Annotated in this window: 20 protein-coding genes; 7 read left to right on the forward strand and 13 right to left on the reverse strand. The window is 41.2% G+C overall.

Translation table 11 applies throughout. From position 1 onward, the window contains the following. Positions 1–10 precede the first annotated feature (10 nt). From FKV42_RS12110 to FKV42_RS12120, 3 genes are all read right to left on the reverse strand, one after another. Positions 11–1,123: an ORC1-type DNA replication protein gene (locus FKV42_RS12110; protein ID WP_196214133.1), complete on the reverse strand. Its 1,113-nt coding sequence runs from the start codon at positions 1,121–1,123 to the stop codon at positions 11–13. 242 nt (positions 1,124–1,365) lie between these two features. Then, positions 1,366–2,544: a cysteine desulfurase gene (locus FKV42_RS12115; RefSeq protein ID WP_154810542.1), complete on the reverse strand. Its 1,179-nt coding sequence runs from the start codon at positions 2,542–2,544 to the stop codon at positions 1,366–1,368. A 40-nt stretch (positions 2,545–2,584) separates the two neighbouring features. Continuing rightward, entirely contained in the window at positions 2,585–2,725 is a 141-nt protein-coding gene (locus FKV42_RS12120; protein ID WP_154810543.1) for a hypothetical protein, read from the reverse strand. 323 nt (positions 2,726–3,048) lie between these two features. Between FKV42_RS12120 and FKV42_RS12125 the strand changes: the two genes are divergently transcribed. Together FKV42_RS12125 and FKV42_RS12130 are read left to right on the forward strand one after the other, a co-directional pair. Further along, positions 3,049–4,326: a YcaO-related McrA-glycine thioamidation protein gene (locus FKV42_RS12125; RefSeq protein WP_154810544.1), complete on the forward strand. Its 1,278-nt coding sequence runs from the start codon at positions 3,049–3,051 to the stop codon at positions 4,324–4,326. Next, positions 4,323–4,985: a TfuA-related McrA-glycine thioamidation protein gene (locus FKV42_RS12130; RefSeq protein WP_154810545.1), complete on the forward strand. Its 663-nt coding sequence runs from the start codon at positions 4,323–4,325 to the stop codon at positions 4,983–4,985. The genes FKV42_RS12125 and FKV42_RS12130 overlap by 4 nt, the downstream gene beginning before the upstream one ends. A gap of 8 nt (positions 4,986–4,993) precedes the next feature. On the opposite strand, the gene FKV42_RS12135 is transcribed toward FKV42_RS12130, so the two are convergent. From FKV42_RS12135 to FKV42_RS12175, 9 genes are all read right to left on the reverse strand, one after another. Continuing rightward, a complete protein-coding gene (locus tag FKV42_RS12135) occupies positions 4,994–5,809 on the reverse strand; it encodes a metal ABC transporter permease (protein WP_154810546.1) in 816 nt (271 codons plus the stop codon). A gap of 12 nt (positions 5,810–5,821) precedes the next feature. Next, positions 5,822–6,571: a metal ABC transporter ATP-binding protein gene (locus FKV42_RS12140; RefSeq protein WP_154810547.1), complete on the reverse strand. Its 750-nt coding sequence runs from the start codon at positions 6,569–6,571 to the stop codon at positions 5,822–5,824. Then, positions 6,572–7,507 (reverse strand): metal ABC transporter solute-binding protein, Zn/Mn family, encoded by a 936-nt coding sequence (locus FKV42_RS12145; RefSeq protein WP_154810548.1) that lies wholly within the window; start codon positions 7,505–7,507, stop codon positions 6,572–6,574. It lies immediately after the preceding gene. Between the two features lie 127 nt (positions 7,508–7,634). After that, positions 7,635–8,057 carry a metal-dependent transcriptional regulator gene (locus FKV42_RS12150; RefSeq protein WP_154810549.1) on the reverse strand — a complete coding sequence of 141 codons (423 nt, stop codon included), beginning with the start codon at positions 8,055–8,057 and terminating at the stop codon, positions 7,635–7,637. A gap of 278 nt (positions 8,058–8,335) precedes the next feature. Further along, a complete protein-coding gene (locus tag FKV42_RS12155) occupies positions 8,336–8,521 on the reverse strand; it encodes a hypothetical protein (RefSeq protein ID WP_154810550.1) in 186 nt (61 codons plus the stop codon). 151 nt (positions 8,522–8,672) lie between these two features. After that, positions 8,673–9,572, reverse strand: a complete 900-nt coding sequence (locus FKV42_RS12160) for an ATP-binding protein (protein ID WP_230375695.1) — start codon at positions 9,570–9,572, stop codon at positions 8,673–8,675. Continuing rightward, positions 9,572–10,450: an ATP-binding protein gene (locus FKV42_RS12165; RefSeq protein WP_154810551.1), complete on the reverse strand. Its 879-nt coding sequence runs from the start codon at positions 10,448–10,450 to the stop codon at positions 9,572–9,574. Before FKV42_RS12165 ends, FKV42_RS12160 begins: the two co-directional genes overlap by 1 nt. 21 nt (positions 10,451–10,471) lie before the next feature. Further along, a complete protein-coding gene (locus FKV42_RS12170) occupies positions 10,472–10,858 on the reverse strand; it encodes a NifB/NifX family molybdenum-iron cluster-binding protein (protein ID WP_328287527.1) in 387 nt (128 codons plus the stop codon). A gap of 50 nt (positions 10,859–10,908) precedes the next feature. After that, complete coding sequence (locus FKV42_RS12175) at positions 10,909–11,271, reverse strand: NifB/NifX family molybdenum-iron cluster-binding protein (protein WP_154810552.1); 363 nt, start codon at positions 11,269–11,271, stop codon at positions 10,909–10,911. A 215-nt stretch (positions 11,272–11,486) separates the two neighbouring features. On the opposite strand from FKV42_RS12175, the gene FKV42_RS12180 reads away from it, so the two are divergent. The 5 genes from FKV42_RS12180 (at position 11,487) to FKV42_RS12200 (ending at position 16,229) form a co-directional block, all read left to right on the forward strand. Beyond that, complete coding sequence (locus FKV42_RS12180) at positions 11,487–12,287, forward strand: undecaprenyl-diphosphate phosphatase (protein ID WP_154810553.1); 801 nt, start codon at positions 11,487–11,489, stop codon at positions 12,285–12,287. A gap of 94 nt (positions 12,288–12,381) precedes the next feature. Next, entirely contained in the window at positions 12,382–12,687 is a 306-nt protein-coding gene (locus FKV42_RS12185; protein WP_154810554.1) for a DUF134 domain-containing protein, read from the forward strand. A 59-nt stretch (positions 12,688–12,746) separates the two neighbouring features. Next, the gene (locus tag FKV42_RS12190; protein WP_154810555.1) at positions 12,747–13,580 is read left to right on the forward strand and encodes an Mrp/NBP35 family ATP-binding protein; all 834 of its coding nucleotides are present in this window, start codon (positions 12,747–12,749) and stop codon (positions 13,578–13,580) included. 106 nt (positions 13,581–13,686) lie between these two features. Next, entirely contained in the window at positions 13,687–15,501 is a 1,815-nt protein-coding gene (gene nrdD, locus FKV42_RS12195) for an anaerobic ribonucleoside-triphosphate reductase (RefSeq protein ID WP_154810556.1), read from the forward strand. 23 nt (positions 15,502–15,524) lie between these two features. Beyond that, entirely contained in the window at positions 15,525–16,229 is a 705-nt protein-coding gene (locus tag FKV42_RS12200; RefSeq protein ID WP_154810557.1) for a prenyltransferase/squalene oxidase repeat-containing protein, read from the forward strand. Here the strand turns inward: FKV42_RS12200 and FKV42_RS12205 are convergent, their stop codons facing one another. Then, the gene (locus FKV42_RS12205; protein WP_154810558.1) at positions 16,230–18,227 is read right to left on the reverse strand and encodes a PAS domain-containing sensor histidine kinase; all 1,998 of its coding nucleotides are present in this window, start codon (positions 18,225–18,227) and stop codon (positions 16,230–16,232) included. Positions 18,228–18,443: the final 216 nt, after the last annotated feature.

The raw sequence follows: 18,443 nt of genomic DNA on the forward strand, positions 1-18,443 counted from the left end.
GAAAAATAAATTACTCAAGACATTTGAGTATATCTTCCGAATCATAAACAGGTGCAACATACCTGGTTCTTCCACGCATACCCTTGCCTGAAAAATCAGCATCAATAAGCCTGGAGATGTGCATTTTTTCGATTAGCTCATAAAAACGAGTGTAACCAAGACCAGTTATCTCATGGAATGATTTGTAAAGCTCACCTGTTGGAAGACTGCTATCCTTTGCTATCAGACCTAGTAATATCTTCTCATGGTCAGAAAGTGATTTGATATTGCGACACAGATGCAGGAGTCTTGAAGCTTCATAGGCTTTGTCAACATCTTCAACAGAAACAGTGCGGCTTGCCCTTCTTTCCGCATTAAGACCTGAACGTTTCAAAAGATCGATACCAATTCTCAGGTCTCCTGTCCTGTCCACATAAGTAACAACTTTATCGAGCGCTTCATCGGATACAACATCCTGGAAAAAAGCATGTTTCACACGATTGGATATGATATCAGCAATCTCGGCTATTTCATATCTTGGGAATGCAATTTCTTCTGGCAGAAATACAGAACCCACACGTGGATCAAAACTGTAAGGAATACCAACATCACTGATAATGGCTATTACAGAAATCCTTGCTCCGGGATACTGCTCATGTGCCCTTAAAAGTGAGTACATAACCTCATCTGCATGTCCTTCCGGGAAAAGGTAATTGATATCGTCAAGAGCTACAACAAGTGTCTTGTTTGAATCCAGCAGGTACTTAATAACTTTCTCAAAAAGTCTCCTGAATGATATTCCAGATGAAGGTGGCGTGATGTGAACCAGTTGTTCATATATTCTGGAAACAACCGCAAACCTGGTAGAGTCAATCTGACAGTTTACTTTCACAAAAGCAACATCATCAGTATATTCTTTAACCTCGTTGAAGACTTTCATTACAGCAGTTGTCTTTCCTGTGCCGGGAGGACCTTTTACAAGACAATTAACAGGCCGCATTCCTCTTAACGCAGGTTTGAGACTAAAACGAAGAGCCTGCATCTGGGAATCCCTGTGTACGAAATATTCCGGCAGGTAATCAAATTCAAGTACCTCCCCGTTGCTGAAAATAGTTTCATCCCACAAAAGCATGTCTTTGCTCAATTGAACTCCCCTCTTGCCAGATAATTAATCATCATTACTCATAACCATTGTTAATTGCCATTATTACCAGCTATTGTCATCTGCCATTTTTAATAATAAGATAATCTGATGTGTTTCAGAATTCACTTTGCAAGACTAATATAATTATTTGCGCATAATAACTTTTTGCTTTTGTCCGGCATAAATCAGATACGGCAATGAATTATCAGGATATAACACAGTATTAATAAATATATAATGCTTCATACCAGTGCAGTGATATCTGAAACGGTTTTCACAAGTGATTCAAGTTCATCTTCTGTATTGTACAGTCCAAATGATGCCCTCACAGTACCATTGACACCAAGACTGGAAACTCCGGGCATTGCACAGTGGTAACCACTTCTGACGCATATACCTTTGGTCTGGTCAAGTATCATTGCAACATCATGTGCATTCATACCAATGACATTGAATGGAACGACTCCTGCACGTTTTTCTGGACCATATACTTCCACGCCTTCGATATCTGCAAGACGTGAAGCTGCATCTCTGGCAAGCTCAAACTCATGTTTTTCTATGGAATCCACACCCAGTTCTGCGACATATTCTACTGCACGACCAAGACCTATTACACTTGGGATATTAGGAGTTCCTGCCTCAAATTTTGCAGGACTTGGCTCCATCTTGAAAGTTTCCTTTGTAACAGAATTAACCATTCCACCACCAAGGAACAATGGTTGGATCTCATCCGGGTCTTTGATATATAGAACACCTGTCCCCTGCGGACCAAGCAAACCCTTATGTCCCGGGCAGACAAAGAAATCAGGATCAAGAGATTTCATATCAATTGACATGTTTCCTGCGGATTGTGAACAATCCACAAGTATCATAACACCTGCCTGTTTTGCTATTTTAGTTATCTTTCCAACGTCCTGTATAGAACCGAATACATTAGAAACATGATTCACAGCTATAAGTCGGGTGTTGTCTTTGATAGCGTTGCGAATATCTTCAGGATCGACAACGCCAGTGATATCAACGTCAACAACAGTTACTTCAACACCTATTTCCTTCAGGCGAACCCATGGAAGCAGATTGGAATGATGCTCAACAAGTGTTACGATTACATGGTCCCCTTTTTTCCATGGGAACCCTCTGGAAACAATATTGAGACTTTCCGTAGCATTCTTTGTAAATATCGTTTTTTCAGCATCAATATTAAAGAAGGATGCCACTGATTCCCTTGCATCCTCATAATGATTGGTTGTTTCCCGGGCAAGCCTATGAGCCCCACGGCCATGGTTTGCAGCATATTTGAAAAAATAGTCCTGCATTGCATAAACAGCCTGAACTGGAGTCTGGGTAGTGGCTGCATTATCAAGATAGATAACTTCTTTTAATACGGGAAAATCTTCCCTGACACTGAGAACATCATACATAGGGAGCACTATGCAGAGAAAATAAAAATAGTTTTGCAGGCTATTTTGCCTGCACACCGCCTACCATGAAGCGATAAAGCTCCATATCCTCAGCGGAGAGTTTGTCTTTTGATATTCCAGCAACCACTGCATGGCAGTCTCTGGATACATCTGTTTTTCTGTATTTCTTCGTGTCTCTCATATTTTACCTCCGGTCTCTCTTTTTAAGTTGTTTGCCAGGATTCGGCATACTGCTAAATTATATATACATCCTAACAATATTTATTTACACATTGCGTGCTAAATACTATAGTTGTCCCACATAATATAAATACCTTCTGGTTATGAATTTTAAGATGAGGATTTAAGAAAAGAAGAGTAGTTGCAAATAAAAATGAAACAACGAATGGATTAGTAAATAAAAGCACTCACATCTTATTTTATTGATCAGTATTACTACACACCACCCTGAGCAATGTTATCTTGTCGTAAAAGATATAATATATGCAGAGACTCTCGCTAATCATGCCAGAAATAAACATTGACAGGTCACTAAAATTCATAGATGGTACCCAACGGGTGCTTGATGAAAACAGCACCCTTGAAAAAACAAAAGATAATCTTAAAAGCATAGGGGTTACCAGAATAGCCAGTATTACTGATCTAGACAGGCTTGGCATACCTGTTTTTTCCTCGATAAGACCAAGTGCGGCAGATGGTGCTATCTCTGTTTATTCCGGGAAAGGAAACACAGAGACCCAGGCAAGAATCTCATCCATGATGGAAGGTTTTGAGCGCTGTCTTGCTGAGAGAAGTGGTATGAATGAGAACGTAGAAGACGATATTAAATCCATTCACGTGATCGAGAGTTATAGTAACCTCACCATTGAAAATAATGTAGTAGACCCTCAATCCCTGCTAATAGCCGAAAGCTATGGCCCTAAAGCACTGATCGAATGGATACAGGGATGGGACCTTTTAAAAAATGAAGAGATATTTGTGCCTGCTAATTCAGTGTATCACCCTTATGATGCACCCGGAAGAACATTAAAACTCTTCAGAAGTAATACCAACGGACTTGCTTCAGGAAATTCCATTGAAGAAGCAATATTCCACGGATTGCTCGAAGTTATTGAAAGAGATGCGCTCAGCATTGCAGAATTTAACAGGAACCCGGGAAAAGAAATAATCCTGACAGAAGAAGACGGAGAGAATTATGAGATTCTCCGCAAGTTCATAGATAACGAAGTTGATATTAAGCTCTGGGCTTTACCCCATGACACCGAAATTACAACAGTGGTTGCTACCACAGATGATGCCAGGCTAAAGGATGCTGCACTGCTTGTAATGGGTGCAGGTGCACACCTCAAACCAGAAATCGCAGTAAGAAGAGCACTCACTGAAGCTGCACAGTCAAGAGTTGTGCAGATACACGGTGCCCGTGAAGACACTGAACGTGAAAAGTTTGTCAGGGAAATAGGATATGACAGGATAAAACGCATGAATAAATACTGGTACGAGGATGGAGAGAAAATCTCCATATCTGAGATGAAGGACCTGTCAAATACCACACCTGCTGAAAGTATTGATGTGATTATCGAGCAGCTCAAAAAAGTAACAGATTCTGCAGTTGTCGTGGACCTTTCACGTGAAAGTGTAGCTGTTCCGGTTATAAGAGTGGTCATTCCAACCTTTGAAATGTACACCCTTGACAGAGAACGTGTTGGAAAAAGGGCAAAATCCGGTCCCAGAAAGAAAATGGCCCCACAGGATAGACCCTGGAGAAAAGGACGTCGAAAATGAGTGCTAAATCTGAAGTCCTTGTTTTTGTTGGCACAAGTATCAGCCACGAAGATGCATCAACGATCCTTGATGCCACATACTGGCCACCGATATCCAGAGGAGATATTGGTAAAGCAGCCAGTAAAGGATACAAAATTATAGGCATAATAGACGGCATCTTTTTTAGCAGGGCGGCCGCAGCCCACAAAGAAATAATAAATGTAATCAAAGAGGGAGTTACCGTTATCGGTGGCTGCAGCATGGGAGCTCTCAGGGCATCTGAACTTGATGTTCACGGAATGGAGGGTGTTGGCAAAATTTACGAGTGGTACAGGGACGGAGTGATCGAGGATGATGACGAAGTTGCTGTTGCTACAAACCCTGATACTTTTGAACCGGTTTCAAGCCCCATGGTCAATATACGTGAAACATTAAAAGCCGCAAACACGGCAGGCATCATTGACGATGAGCAGTGCAGGCTTATAACCCGGTTTGCAAAGAATACACATTACACCGAAAGAAGCTATTTTGGAATCTCACGAACAGCAGAAAAAGAAGGAATAATATCAAAAGAAAAGGCTGAAAGCCTCCTTCAGTTCTGCAAAGAAAATGAACGTGACATCAAAAGAGAAGATGCCATTCTTGTTCTTGAAAAGATAAAAGAGATCATTTCAGAATGATCATACTTTTATGATGCTATTTTTGGTTTAAGACCATCATACAGGAAATGGAGTATATAGACAGTCGACATGGCTAGGATTATCGTTGCACCGGAAGGTGCATCGAAAACATATGACAGATAGAGTCCTGCCAAACTGAAAAATACTCCAAAGATGATAGCAAGGTACATCATTTTTCCAAGATTATTGGTATAATGCCTGCTGAGTGATGCTGGCATTGTCAGAAGTGCGATAATCAGGATAATACCGACAACTTTGATCAGGAGTACTATTGTGAGTGCAATAAGACAAAGCAGAAGCAGATAAAGTTTCTCTGCTGAGAGTCCTGAAACCTTTGTGAATTCCTCATCAAAACAAAGTGCCATGAACTGTTTGTAATAGGCATAGACAACAAATATGATTACAGCATCAAGCCCCAGCATGAGATATATATCTGACATAGGGACTGTCAGGATATTACCAAAAAGATATGTCATAAGATCCGGAGCATAACCCGGAGTCCAGTAAATAAGAATGATACCAATAGCCATTCCAAGAGACCACAGAATTCCTATTGCAGTATCTTCAGCCACTTTTGTACGTTTGCTTACAAGGCCCATTATAATTGCAGACAGGAGACTGAAAGGAATCAGGCCAAATAAAGGATTGATACCAAGATAATAACCTATACCAATTCCACCAAATGATGCGTGAGTGATACCACCACTGATGAATACAATTTTTTTCACAACAACATAGACACCGATTATACCACATGCGATACTGGCAAGAATCGCGGCCAGAATTGCATTCCTCATGAAGTCATACTGGAGTAGTTCAAGCATACCGTTTTCACCTCAGTGCTCTTTCAGTACCCTGTGTGGTACACCGTGTGCAATTAATTCTACCGGACACTGATATGATACTTCCAGATCATGCGAACTTATTTCCTTATCATCGTGATAATGGAACTTCCTGTTCAGGCAGCCGATCTTATCCACATAGACTGAGACTGCACTTAGATCATGAGTAACCATTACAATGGCAATCTCTGATTTCAGCTTATTGAGAAGTTCATAGAACTCCTTCTGCATTCTGGAATCAATTCCAGTAGACGGCTCATCCAGTAGTAACAATTTAGGTTTATTAACAAGGGAACGGGCAATGAAAACCCTTTGTTTTTGGCCACCTGAGAGCTCACCGATCTGCCGGTCCTTTAAATCAAGCATACCTACAGTCTTAAGCGCCTCAGTAGCTGCATTGCGGTCATCATCATTATATCGCTGTAAAGGACGTTTAGTATTCAGACGACCCATCAGGACCACATCCCATACAGTTACGGGAAAATCAAGATTAGATGAATGATATTGAGGAACATAGCCCACATACCTTCTGGTTTTTGCAGGCATGCCACCCAATAAACTAACTGAACCTTTATCAGGTTTGATCAATCCAAGGATGACTTTTAGCAGAGTACTTTTGCCCCCGCCATTGGGACCGATAATAGCCAGGAAATCTTTATCCTTTACTACCAGGTTCACTGACTCAAGAACCCTGACACCATCATAACTTACCCATATATCCTTAAGATCGATCACATTTTCCATTTAAGCCAGTCCTTTTTCAAACGCTTCTGCTACCTTTGCAAGATTATCTATATAATCCTTTGCCAGCGGATCGACCTCTACTACCTCTCCGCCAATTTCATCTGCTATAGCTTCTGCACTGACAGTACTAAAACCTGACTGCACAAAAATAACCTTAATACCTTCCTCATTTGCTTCATCGATGATGTTCTGCATATCCTGAACACTTGGTTCCTTGCCTTCGATCTCAACAGCCACCTGTGTTATTCCATAGTGGTTGGCAAAATACCCCCATGCAGGATGATAAACCATAAAGCTGCCACCCTCTTTACCTTCAAGAGTGTTCTGTATCTGCTCATCAAGTTCATTAAGCTCTGCAAGATATGCATTCTTGTTCTCAAGATATGTTTCCTGATTGTCAGGATCAACACTTACCAGTCCCTGATAAATATTCTCGACCATTATTTCCACATTATCCGGTGAAGTCCATATATGCGGATCAAGACCACTTTCTTCCTCATGGTCCTCTTCATCAGTTTCTTCTTCACCTTCATGCACATGGGCCTCCATTTCGATGAGAGTGATACCTTCTGAACAATCTATAATCTGCATATCAGGATTCAAGTCTTCAAGCTTATCCATCATAGTATCTTCTACTGTGATACCGGAACCAACCATCGCATACATTTTTGCTTTACTGAGAGCAGTAAGCTGGCTGGGCGTTGGTTCATAAGAGTGCGGATCGGCACCTGGAGGAACCATCACTACCACTTCTACATTATCACCTGCGATCTTTTCAACAAACTCCTGTTGAGGGAGAATACTGACACCTACAATTATAGAATTATCATTAGAATCAGATGTTGTTTCGGAAGAGCTTTGTTCATCCACACATCCGGAAATCAGAACAACTCCTAACAGAAGGAGTGTAATTAATGCCATAGTTAGTTTCTTCATTTAAATACCTCATTTATTGATATTACGTAAACCAATGCCTTTGGTGTAGGTCCAACCTTTTTGGACATACACCAAACATTAGATTAATTCACCATATTATAATATACAACGATTTTACGAAAAAGAATCAATGCAAATTACACGAAGAATGTTTGATTTTTCCGCAAACGCTTACAGTAGGATGACCCATTGAACCACAAATTGTATCGATAGCTTCCTTTGAAACGAATGCTTCAAAACGTGATACTTCGGCACAGGCACCCTCTGACGAAAGACCATAATGACTTAGCATCAGACTCAGGATATTATGCCTGTTCACAAAGAATTCTGCAAATTCCCGGCCCTTTTCCGTAAGACGCACACCACGATAAGGAACATGATCCACATAACCTGACTCAGCCAGGTCATTTATTGTCTTTGTGGACGTAGAAGGATCGACATTCAGTTCCGTGGAAATATCAGTAGTCTTTACCAGATCACCTTTCTTCAAAAGGAATTTAAGATATTGCACTTTTTTTGGAGATAGCTCCAGACCTGTAATTTCCTGCATGCTAACCCATAATATAGAAGAGATATATATGTTTTTTGAATTTTGGTCAAAAATGTGGGGTATTTTTGTATTCATACCAAAAATAAGAGTGTTGGAAGAAGTGAATAAAAATAGAATAATGAGCCTAAATACACCTTTTTCACTACATCATTTTAAAAAGCCAATGATGCTACAACGGACAGGACAAGTTAAAAGTAGGAGAATTCAGCAAGAGATTAAACTCACATACCCCCTAAATAGCGACATTCCAGAAAGAAGTTACTGTCTGGCTATTAGCTTCAACTAAAAGGCATGCTTTTGTAAGTGAACAATTCCCTTACCATATAAATAAAGTCCATTATCTCATCCAGTGAGATAAGTAGCAATACAATGATAAGTAGAGCTATTATCAACTCCGAATAATCAGGAAGGGATTGCATCAGATGGGCATAGGAGCCCATAGTTCCATGCGTAGACTGGGCCATATTTTCACCTAAATAAATCTTTGATGAGATAGAATAAAAATATATCGTTGATTTGTCACGGATTTTTATGATAATAATTACCTGACTATAAATCGAACAGTTGCACTAAATAACAAAAATCCAAGAAAAACACGAATTGTAAGTAATCGTTTTATTTCAAAAAGGGGATCATATCTGTTTTTTGTCCCACAGACAGGAGATTAACAACTGCATTCCAGACTGACCTGATACCTTCTGAGAATTCCCCGTTTGAATATTCCACCACAGATCTTCCAGCCACCATAGATTCAATGACAACATTATCATATGGAAGCAGTCCTAAAACAGGAATATCATTGTTTTTACAATATTCAGCGATAGAAGCTGAAAGCCTGTCGTTGATATCGCATTTGTTTATACATACTGCAACAGGTATTCTGAAATGCCTTGCCACCTGCACAACTCTTTCAAGGTCGTGTACGCCGGATTTTGTAGGTTCCGTTACCACAAGCACCTGATCAGTACCAGTGATGGCAGCTATGACAGCACAGCCCGTTCCGGGTGGACCATCGACTATAATTAAATCCTTACCGCTTTGTTCTGCGAGCTCTGAAGCGCGGCGGCGTACATCAGAGACAAGTTTTCCGCTGGCTTCTTCACCAACCCCGAGCTTGGCATGTACAAGCGGACCTAATCTTGTATTAGAACAGTAGTACTCACCGGCCTTCTTTGCGATCATGCGGACAGCATCTTCAGGGCAGACATGTTCGCACACACCGCAGCCTTCGCACTTGTATGTGTCAACCACATTGTCAGAGCATATTGCATCAAACCTGCAGGAAGAAACACAAATTCCGCAATCTGTACACAATTCCTTATCAATGCTGGCAACATCCAGACCATAGAAATCCTGAGTCTCAGAGATTTCAGGTTGTAATATCAAATGCATGTCAGCGGCGTCAACATCACAATCTGCGATTACTGCATTTTTTGCAAGTGCAGCAAATGAAGAGGTAAAAGTTGTCTTGCCAGTACCACCTTTTCCGCTAATAACCGTTAACTGCTTCACCATTAGATACTCATCTCCGAACAAGATTCACCTGAGGAGGTATTTGATGACATAGAACATATCTCACGATACAGTGCCCTGAAATTTTTTTCCCACTGTGGCATACGCTGCACAAAAGGAATTCCTTCTGAATAGAGAACTGCCATTTCCCTGTCATATGGAATTTTCATCAGGATTGGAATATCCTCTGAATTACAATATTCCTCTACACGATCATCCCCTGAGCCATGGCGATTGATAATTACACCAAAAGGAACTTCCAGTTGCCTTACAACTTCCACGGCAAGGATAAGGTCGTTGAGTCCAAAAGGCGTAGGCTCGGTTACAAGCACACAGTAATCCATATCACTCACGGTTGCTATTACAGGACATGCAGTCCCCGGAGGAGAGTCGACGACAGCAACCCGGTTTTCATTTATGTGTGCCTGCAACTGCCTGATAACAGGAGTAGCCATAGGTTCACCAATTGCAAGAGTTCCCTGGAAAAGACTTATTCCAGAACCCAGATCTACTCCTTTTTCAATTATCCCGATTGGCCTTTTGATCTCAGAGATAGCATTTTCAGGACACACTATCTGACATCCTCCGCAACCGTGGCAAAGTTTTGGAAAGATCATGACACGTTGAGGAAGTTTTGCTATTGCATTGTAACGGCAGAATTCTGCGCAGCTTCCACAGAGACTGCACTTTTCAGCATCAATTTCAGGAACGGAGATTGTGACATCTTCCTGTTTTTCAAGATCAACGCCTAAAAAAAGATTGCAATTCGGCTCTTCGACATCACAGTCAAAAAGCTGGGCATTGCCAATCGCAAGGGCAAAGTTCACAGCAACTGTAGTCTTCCCTGTACCACCTTTGCCGCTTGCGATAGCTATTTTCATTACTTTACTCCAAAAATAATATTAATGGCAGTGCTCATGGTCGCCGTCATGACCGTGACCTGCACAGGAATTGTCCCTGGTTGCCTTTGAAAGCTTGTTTGCGTCCCATGCAGCAACAGCATCCTGAATAGTACCTGTTGCACCAATAAATACAGCGATGCCATACTGCTCAAACATATCTACAGCCTTCTTTCCAAGACCACCACAGAGCATTATGTCCACATTTTCTTTTGCCATGATCTCAGGTGGAAGTCCTGTGCCACCATTGTGCTCGCTTGTGTTTGAGATTACTGAAGCTTCCTTTGTCTCTGTGTCATACAATGTGTAGTAAGGTACTTTTCCAAAGTGCTGACCGACTGTGTCTTCCATTCCGTTTTGTCCCATTGAAGGTATACATAATTTCATCATTCACACCTCTGATATGATAATAGTAAATTTTAAAATACAAATTTTCGGACCTATCTTCTGGATTTACCAGGAGAATTTGGTGCGGCGATACTCTCCAGTGATCCTGAGTTGTAAGCTTCAATTGCTTCTTTCACAGAACCCCCGGAGAATATTTTCATTTCAATGCCTTCAGATTCCAGCAATGAGAATGCGTTCGGACCTACACTACCTGTTATCAGTACGTTTATTCCTTTACCGATAACTTGCTGGGCTGCCTGAACACCTGCACCCCCTGATGCAGAGCCCTGATTATTACCGATGGATTCAAAATCCATAGTCCCAGAGTCTACTACCAGAAAGTTATTGCATCTGCCAAAATGAGGATCAACAGTGGCATTCAGATCAGAACCTTTTGTTGTAACACATATTTTCATTGATGAACTCCTGAAAACAAATAAATGATCAATACACACATAAGAGATAAAATATAAAAGCTTTATGGGTAGCCCTTATATATTTACTCACAAATGAGCGAAAAAATGAGAGAAATACCAGAAAAGAATGTAGAAAAAAGAATGTAAAAGGAAGTAGATTAAAAACACCATATAACCACCCCATATATATACAAATAAAGCTAACATGGCACTGAATGTTAACAGTTTTTGAGGCAATAGTGCTTGGAATCGTTCAGGGACTGGCTGAGTGGCTACCCATCAGCAGTGAGGGTATGACCACACTTGTTATGTTAAACTTTTTTGATAAAACTCTTGCAGACGCACTTCCCATAGCAATATGGTTACACACAGGAACATTACTTTCAGCAGTTGTGTTTTTCAGGAAGGATATCAAAGAGATAGTCACAGATATTCCGCAATATGTTAAAAGCAGGGATATGCAGGAGAAAAAAGACAGCCTGATAACATTCTTATTAATTGCAACTGCAATAACCGGCATTATCGGACTCCCATTAATTCTCTTTGCAACTGAGATGAACAACTTTTCCGGAAGGCTGGCAACTGCAATCATCGGTGGATTGCTAATATTTACAGGCCTCCTTCAGATATCTGCCTCAAAGAAAACAGTCCACAGGGAAAAAGCCGGAATCAAGGATTCAATAATTGTTGGCACTACACAAGGATTTGCAGCCCTGCCTGGAGTAAGCAGGTCAGGAATTACAGTTTCCACATTGCTTTTGAGAAACATCGAACCGGCACAGGCATTGAGACTTAGTTTCATTATGAGCATACCGGCAGTTATGGCTGCAGACGTTGGAATGGGAGCCATGGGGCTGTTGGATGTCAGTGCAAATTCAATACTGGCACTTATCTGTGCATTCCTTTCGGGTATACTGACCATTGACCTTTTCATAAAAGCAGCAAGAAAGATAGATTTCTCTAAATTCTGCATTGCCCTTGGTATTCTCAGCATCCTGGCATATTTTGTCGGATGATACAGCCACAGACCTAATTTCGCACAAAAGAGAGTAAATATATAAACATGTTGGGTAACATATAAATAAAACATCATTTATTGAGTTCATAACAATGACTTGCAGAGGAAGACCCAAAGCACCCAGAAGAATAGAATGTTCCCCGGATGTATTATATTTTAAACCACGCGGGGTGCCGTTAAAGGAACTTGAAACCGTAGCTCTTGCTATTGAAGAGTTGGAAGCCCTGCGCCTTGCAGATCTTGAAGGACTACAACAGGAAGAAGCAGCTATCAGCATGGGCATTTCAAGGAGAGCTTTCTGGCAGGATCTTCAGAACGCAAGGAGAAAAGTGGCTTTGGCACTTATTGAGGGCAAGGCCATTGAAATTACAGGCAATGATTCCCTAGACACGGAATAATTGCCAGATAGTTATTTGTTGTCCACATAATATCGTATTAAAATCATAAAGGAGATCACATGACACAGAATATCCAGAGTACAGAGGATCTTTTAAAGAAGCCTGAAGTGTCAAAGCTTGTCAGGAACATGAGAGCCATTAACAAGAAAATAATGGTCATGAGCGGCAAAGGCGGAGTAGGAAAAAGTACTGTTGCTGCAAACCTGGCTGCCAGGCTTGCTGAACGCGGAAACAAGGTCGGACTTCTTGACGCAGACATACACGGACCAAGCATCCCAAAGATGTTCGGTATTGAGGATACAAGACCTGAAGTTGATGAGAACGGCATCGTCCCGATCAGCGTTACAGAAAACCTTGTCGTAATGTCTGTGGCACTTCTTCTTGAGGATAAGGATGCACCTGTCATATGGAGAGGGCCTGCAAAGATGGCAGCTATCAAACAGTTCCTTGAGGACGTATCATGGGGAAAACTCGACTACCTTATCGTTGACCTGCCACCAGGAACCGGTGACGAGCCACTAAGCATCGCACAGCTCATCGAAAAGATGGAAGGTGCAGTTGTTGTAACAACACCACAGGATGTTGCCCTTATCAGTGTCAGGAAATCCATCAAATTCGCTGAGATCCTGAAAGTCCCTGTAATCGGCATCGTAGAGAACATGGCAGGAATTATCTGCCCACACTGCGATAAAAAGATAGACATCTTCAGCAGAGGTGGAGTTGAGAAGGCAGCAGCCGATTTCAATGTGCCTATTCTTGGTGAACTCCCAATGGACCCTAAGATCGCAGAGATCGAGGACAGCGGAAAAGTCCACACCGATATCAACGAAGAAATACCCTGGGGCAAGGAATTCGCCGCTATCGTTGATTCTGTCGAGAATCTCAAGAAATAAATTTACTGGAAGATTTATTCTTCCACTGATTCTTTTTTTATTTGGTAATTGATCCTAATATTGACATTTCATTCAATATTTATACTAAAAGCACAGACTCTTCTCTATGGGAACGGGGAGCCATGGGAATATTGACAGGCTTGATTTCATAAACCCAACAGAACTGGTAGAAGATGTCCTGCTGGACAGAAGCTGGCTGCTAAAAGAAAACTCAAACACGCGCCTGAGTCCGTCTGTTGTAGACCTGCACATTGCATCCCAGATTAAGAAACAATACGCTCTGGAGAAACTCTATTCAAAGGAAAGTGCCCAAGCACACAGAGAAGGACTCATCCACATTCATGACCTGCAGAATCCTTTCAAACCGTATTGTAACGGAATCGATGCAAGGATATTCCTGAAGGACGGACTGAGATTCCCGGACACCACCAGCCTTCCTGCAAAGCGTTTCCAGTCTGCGCTCTACCACTCAATGTCCTTTATGCTTCACTCACAGCAATTCTTTGCCGGAGCACAGGCAATAGACATGCTGAACTGGATGCTTGCACCGCATCTACATTACGATAATATCACGGAAGAACAGCTCAGGCAAATGATACAGGGATTCATGTTCCAGATGAACCAGTCTAACCGCCCCGGAGCCCAGAGTGCATTCACAAACATTGGACTGAGAATAACATGTCCACCACTCATTGCTGAACAGAAAGTAATTTTCGATGGAAAGAAACTAGATGATACATATTCCTCATTCGAGGAAGAAGCAAGAACAATCTATAGAGCATTTATGGAGGTTGCCGCAGAAGGTGACGGCCAGGGATTACCATTCACGTTCCCATTGCTTACAACTGCAATAACCAAAGACCTTGATTTAGATGATCCTCTCTGGAAACTTACAATGCAGGCAACAGCCTCAACCGGAGCACCTTATTTCCTGAATCTGAAAGCAGATTACCTTTCTGATGAAACAGTACATGCAATGTGCTGCCGGCTCTTTGCAAAACATACAGGAGGAATATGGAGTGCCGGAGGAATGGGCAACGGTTCCAATAAAGTCGTTTCAATAAACCTTCCCGGTGTTGCCCTCAGAGCTAAAGATCATAATGACTTTTTCTCAGAGCTTGACAGAGCTCTGGAAATCAGCAGACAGGCACTTGTTGAAGGTAATGAGATAATCAAAAAATCCCTTTACGAATGGAAAATACTGCCATGGCTTCTGAAATCAACTGATGATGGAATGCCATATTACGAATTTGAGAAAAGACATCTGACATTTGGTGTCGTTGGACTGAATGAGTGTCTTATGAATCGTACCAGAGAGGGAATTCTGGAGAAAAAGAAAGAAGGCATCGAAATAATTCGCTACATTGCAGACAGGATACGGGAATTTGCTATTGATGACAACATCGAGTACACTTTAGAACAAACACCCGCAGAAAGTACAGCCCATCGTTTTGCGTTACTGGATAAAGAGCAGTATGGAAAAAAGGCAAACGTACAGGGAACCGATGAGGTTCCATATTACACCAATTCTACTCATGTACCTTACAAAACTGAGACTTCACTTGTCAATCGTATAGCAACGGAAGCAGAATTTCATCCATATTTTACAGGTGGTACTATCTGCCATATATGGATGGGAGAAAGTTTCCCTGACCCAGGAGGACTTTCAGATTTTATTGACAGGCTAACACAGACAGAACTTGCATACTTCTGTTTCTCACCGGATTTCTCGATATGCGAAAATGGACACAACTCCAGAGGAATTCAGGAAAAATGCCCACATTGCCAGGCAGAGATTGTTGACCATATATCCAGAGTCACCGGTTACTATGGTCATGTGAATAACTGGAATCCCGGAAAGGTCATGGAATATAAAGAACGCCGCAGATACAGGATGCATTGCAAGCAGAAAGATAAATAAATCCGCAGACCGTCTGAAATATTATGATTTTTAAGAGTGCAGCATCGTTCAAATGGCTTTATTCCCGGGAAATTACGAAAGTAAAAGACCTTGCACGTGTTGTACAGGCAAGTTATCTCTGGAACGAGGAAAATAATTTCAAGGAGAAGCTTGTCGCCCTGCGTACAGGAGATTCATGGAATAATAACCTGAGAGATACTTCACGTGCTGCATCCGTTCTTGCAATGACAGGAAATGTATTTTCTGAAACTGGAAAATGGATTCTTGAAAAGCAAAATGATGGTTCCTGGAATGAAGATGTCTATGACAGCACATACGCTCTTGCAGCACTTGCGGACCTTGGGTTCTTTAACCCTGAAGGATGCAGATGGCTTATTGATAATTACGGGGAGAAATGGGAACATCCCGGAACAACAGCCCTGATAATCACAGCCCTGATCAAACAGGGAAAACTCGGAAACACGGACGAGTATGAAGAATTCATTGAAGAGAAAGCCAGATGGATAATCTCACGAAAAGAACAGAACAATTCATGGAAAACACCTGCAACCAGCAACCTTGTTATCCAGTCACTGATGCTTGCAGGCCATAAGGATGAAGTCAGTGAATCAATGAAATGGATTCTTGACCAGATGAATGATAAAGGTTCGTGGGGAAAAGATGGCGGAGACGTCAATACGACTTCCCTGTCACTAATCACACTACATGAATACATGAACAGCCAGTAATCACTTGGCCGGGAGAAGTACATGGATCGTGGTGCCTGAGCCTTCCTTGCTCTCTGCCCATATTGAACCGTTGTGAGCTTCTATGATCTTTTTACATATATACAGACCAAGACCATTGCCACCGTATTTACGAGTTGATGAACCGTCAACCTGATAGAATCTGTTGAAGATATTAGGCAGATTCTCTTCGGAAACACCTATTCCTTCGTCAGCTATCATGACGTGTATCGTGTTATCACCCTGAAGTACACCTGTTATTGTGATCTTACCGCCATCATGCATGAACTTGATGGAATTATCGATGAGATTTATAAAAACTTCCTCCAGATAATTCAGGTCGCCCTTTATCAATGGAATGTCAGATGAGACGGACTTTTCCACAAAATGCTTCTTACGTTTAATCTCAGAATCCCGATTATATAATGCAGAATCAATGACTTCCGATATCCTCAGAGGTAAAAATGTGTATTCTACACTGCCACCCTCGGTAATACTAACATATAATAAAGAATCGATCAGTCTTCTGAGTCTTTCGGAACTGAACATCATCTTTTCAACTGCATCTTTCTGCTTCTGGCTCAGTTCCCCAAGAGCACCTTCATACATCAACTCGCTGTAACCCTTGATTGGTATAAGTGGAGTCTTTAACTCATGACGGAGATTGGAAATAAACTCATCCTTCATGCGATCAAGAGATTTTAATTCCTCATTTGCCTTTGCAAGATCTTCGGCATAATGATTCAGTTCCCTTTCCGCTGCCTTGCGCTCAGTGAAATCTTCAACAACGCAAACACCACCCATGAATTTTCCTTCCTCGGATACCACCGGACTGAACTCTGCTTTGATGGGGATTACCTTATCAGAGAAGGGTGATTTGAAGTCATCTTCATATTTTGCAGGAATACCTGCAAGAACCTGCTTTATCGCTCTTTTCATACTATGATCGTTACTGAAAGACTCTATCAGATTGAATCCTATGACCTGAGAGATAACCTGGCCTTCAGGAACACCCAGGATACTAACAAGGATATCATTACACTGAGTGATCACTCCATTCTCATCAAAGTGGAAAATACCAAGAGGTGATTTCTCGAACATCATGCGATATTTGTTCTTTGCAATGCTTGTGAGTCTCTCTTTCATTTTCCTCTGTGAAATATCGTTAATGATAGCTCCGTGGAAAATATCGCCTTTATACCTGGTAGTTGTAATAGCCATTTCTATAGGGAATTCCGTATCATCCTTGCGCAAGCCAGTAACTTCAATAATATTGCCAACAACAGGAGATTTGCCAATGGAAATAATTTCTTCCCAGCCTTCATGCGCTTTACGGTAGCGTTTTGGCATAATCGTAGTAATGTTCTCCCCTATAATTTCATCTCTTGTGAAACCAAAAAGTGTGGTTGCCTTGTGATTCCAGAATGTGATATTCCCGCGATAATCAGAAAAAACAAGAGCATAAGGAATTGAATCAAGGTGTTTGAATAATTTTTCAATATCCCTTAACATTTCATTTTCAAAATCATTTTTATTCTGGATATTTGCACATGAAAGAAGGACTGCTTTTTTAGAAGAACCACGGTCAGTTAAAAGACTGGTGTTGATAAGAAAAGTTGATATTGAGCCGCCTGAATCTTTGAACTGAAGCTCAGTAGAAGATGATAAGTTTGCTTCATCTGAATTTTCCTGAAAAAAAGATGAGATGAAAGATGTTGCATAGTCCGTTTCTTCTTCGGGAACACAAAGTTGGATGAAATCTTCATTTGGTGTGCCGTTTCCAAAGCCGAAGTGTTTCTGTGCCTTTTTGTTGGCCATGAGAATGCAGTTGTCCTCATCAACTATCAGTATAAACTGATCGAGCATATCATAGAATACCTGTGAATTCCCAATATCCGAAAAGGAGATTTCACTTACTAATAAAGGCAATGATTCCTCTATGTCGGATGAGTGACTATTGTTGTCATTCTCAAAATCAAGCATTTCTTTGTTCACGACCATCCATACACCTTTGTATCCGACAAACAAACTGTGAAAACTTCATTAACATATCTTAGATACCAACTAATTATATTGGGAGTATAATATATAATAGTTAGTGTTTGTTAATTATAGTATATAAACTGTAATAAAATATAGGAACTTGCCATACACATATTTGAATCTACAAACGCCTTATTATTGCCATCCCATTTCGAGCAAAATTAAATGATAAGA

The organism is Methanolobus vulcani, assembly GCF_006546655.1.
Classification (GTDB): domain Archaea; phylum Halobacteriota; class Methanosarcinia; order Methanosarcinales; family Methanosarcinaceae; genus Methanolobus; species Methanolobus vulcani_A.

What these genes read in the sequence shown, in the direction of transcription:
- FKV42_RS12200 (WP_154810557.1), top strand. Translation starts at nt 15,525, where the DNA reads ATGATTTTTAAGAGTGCAGCATCGTTCAAATGGCTTTATTCCCGGGAA.
- FKV42_RS12165 (WP_154810551.1), bottom strand. Translation starts at nt 10,450, where the DNA reads ATGAAAATAGCTATCGCAAGCGGCAAAGGTGGTACAGGGAAGACTACA.
- FKV42_RS12120 (WP_154810543.1), bottom strand. Translation starts at nt 2,725, where the DNA reads ATGAGAGACACGAAGAAATACAGAAAAACAGATGTATCCAGAGACTGC.
- FKV42_RS12180 (WP_154810553.1), top strand. Translation starts at nt 11,487, where the DNA reads ATGTTAACAGTTTTTGAGGCAATAGTGCTTGGAATCGTTCAGGGACTG.
- FKV42_RS12150 (WP_154810549.1), bottom strand. Translation starts at nt 8,057, where the DNA reads ATGCAGGAAATTACAGGTCTGGAGCTATCTCCAAAAAAAGTGCAATAT.
- FKV42_RS12135 (WP_154810546.1), bottom strand. Translation starts at nt 5,809, where the DNA reads ATGCTTGAACTACTCCAGTATGACTTCATGAGGAATGCAATTCTGGCC.
- FKV42_RS12205 (WP_154810558.1), bottom strand. Translation starts at nt 18,227, where the DNA reads ATGGTCGTGAACAAAGAAATGCTTGATTTTGAGAATGACAACAATAGT.
- FKV42_RS12115 (WP_154810542.1), bottom strand. Translation starts at nt 2,544, where the DNA reads ATGTATGATGTTCTCAGTGTCAGGGAAGATTTTCCCGTATTAAAAGAA.
- FKV42_RS12145 (WP_154810548.1), bottom strand. Translation starts at nt 7,507, where the DNA reads ATGAAGAAACTAACTATGGCATTAATTACACTCCTTCTGTTAGGAGTT.
- FKV42_RS12190 (WP_154810555.1), top strand. Translation starts at nt 12,747, where the DNA reads ATGACACAGAATATCCAGAGTACAGAGGATCTTTTAAAGAAGCCTGAA.
- FKV42_RS12140 (WP_154810547.1), bottom strand. Translation starts at nt 6,571, where the DNA reads ATGGAAAATGTGATCGATCTTAAGGATATATGGGTAAGTTATGATGGT.
- FKV42_RS12130 (WP_154810545.1), top strand. Translation starts at nt 4,323, where the DNA reads ATGAGTGCTAAATCTGAAGTCCTTGTTTTTGTTGGCACAAGTATCAGC.
- nrdD (WP_154810556.1), top strand. Translation starts at nt 13,687, where the DNA reads ATGGGAACGGGGAGCCATGGGAATATTGACAGGCTTGATTTCATAAAC.
- FKV42_RS12170 (WP_328287527.1), bottom strand. Translation starts at nt 10,858, where the DNA reads ATGATGAAATTATGTATACCTTCAATGGGACAAAACGGAATGGAAGAC.
- FKV42_RS12175 (WP_154810552.1), bottom strand. Translation starts at nt 11,271, where the DNA reads ATGAAAATATGTGTTACAACAAAAGGTTCTGATCTGAATGCCACTGTT.
- FKV42_RS12155 (WP_154810550.1), bottom strand. Translation starts at nt 8,521, where the DNA reads ATGGCCCAGTCTACGCATGGAACTATGGGCTCCTATGCCCATCTGATG.
- FKV42_RS12185 (WP_154810554.1), top strand. Translation starts at nt 12,382, where the DNA reads ATGACTTGCAGAGGAAGACCCAAAGCACCCAGAAGAATAGAATGTTCC.
- FKV42_RS12160 (WP_230375695.1), bottom strand. Translation starts at nt 9,572, where the DNA reads ATGGTGAAGCAGTTAACGGTTATTAGCGGAAAAGGTGGTACTGGCAAG.
- FKV42_RS12125 (WP_154810544.1), top strand. Translation starts at nt 3,049, where the DNA reads ATGCCAGAAATAAACATTGACAGGTCACTAAAATTCATAGATGGTACC.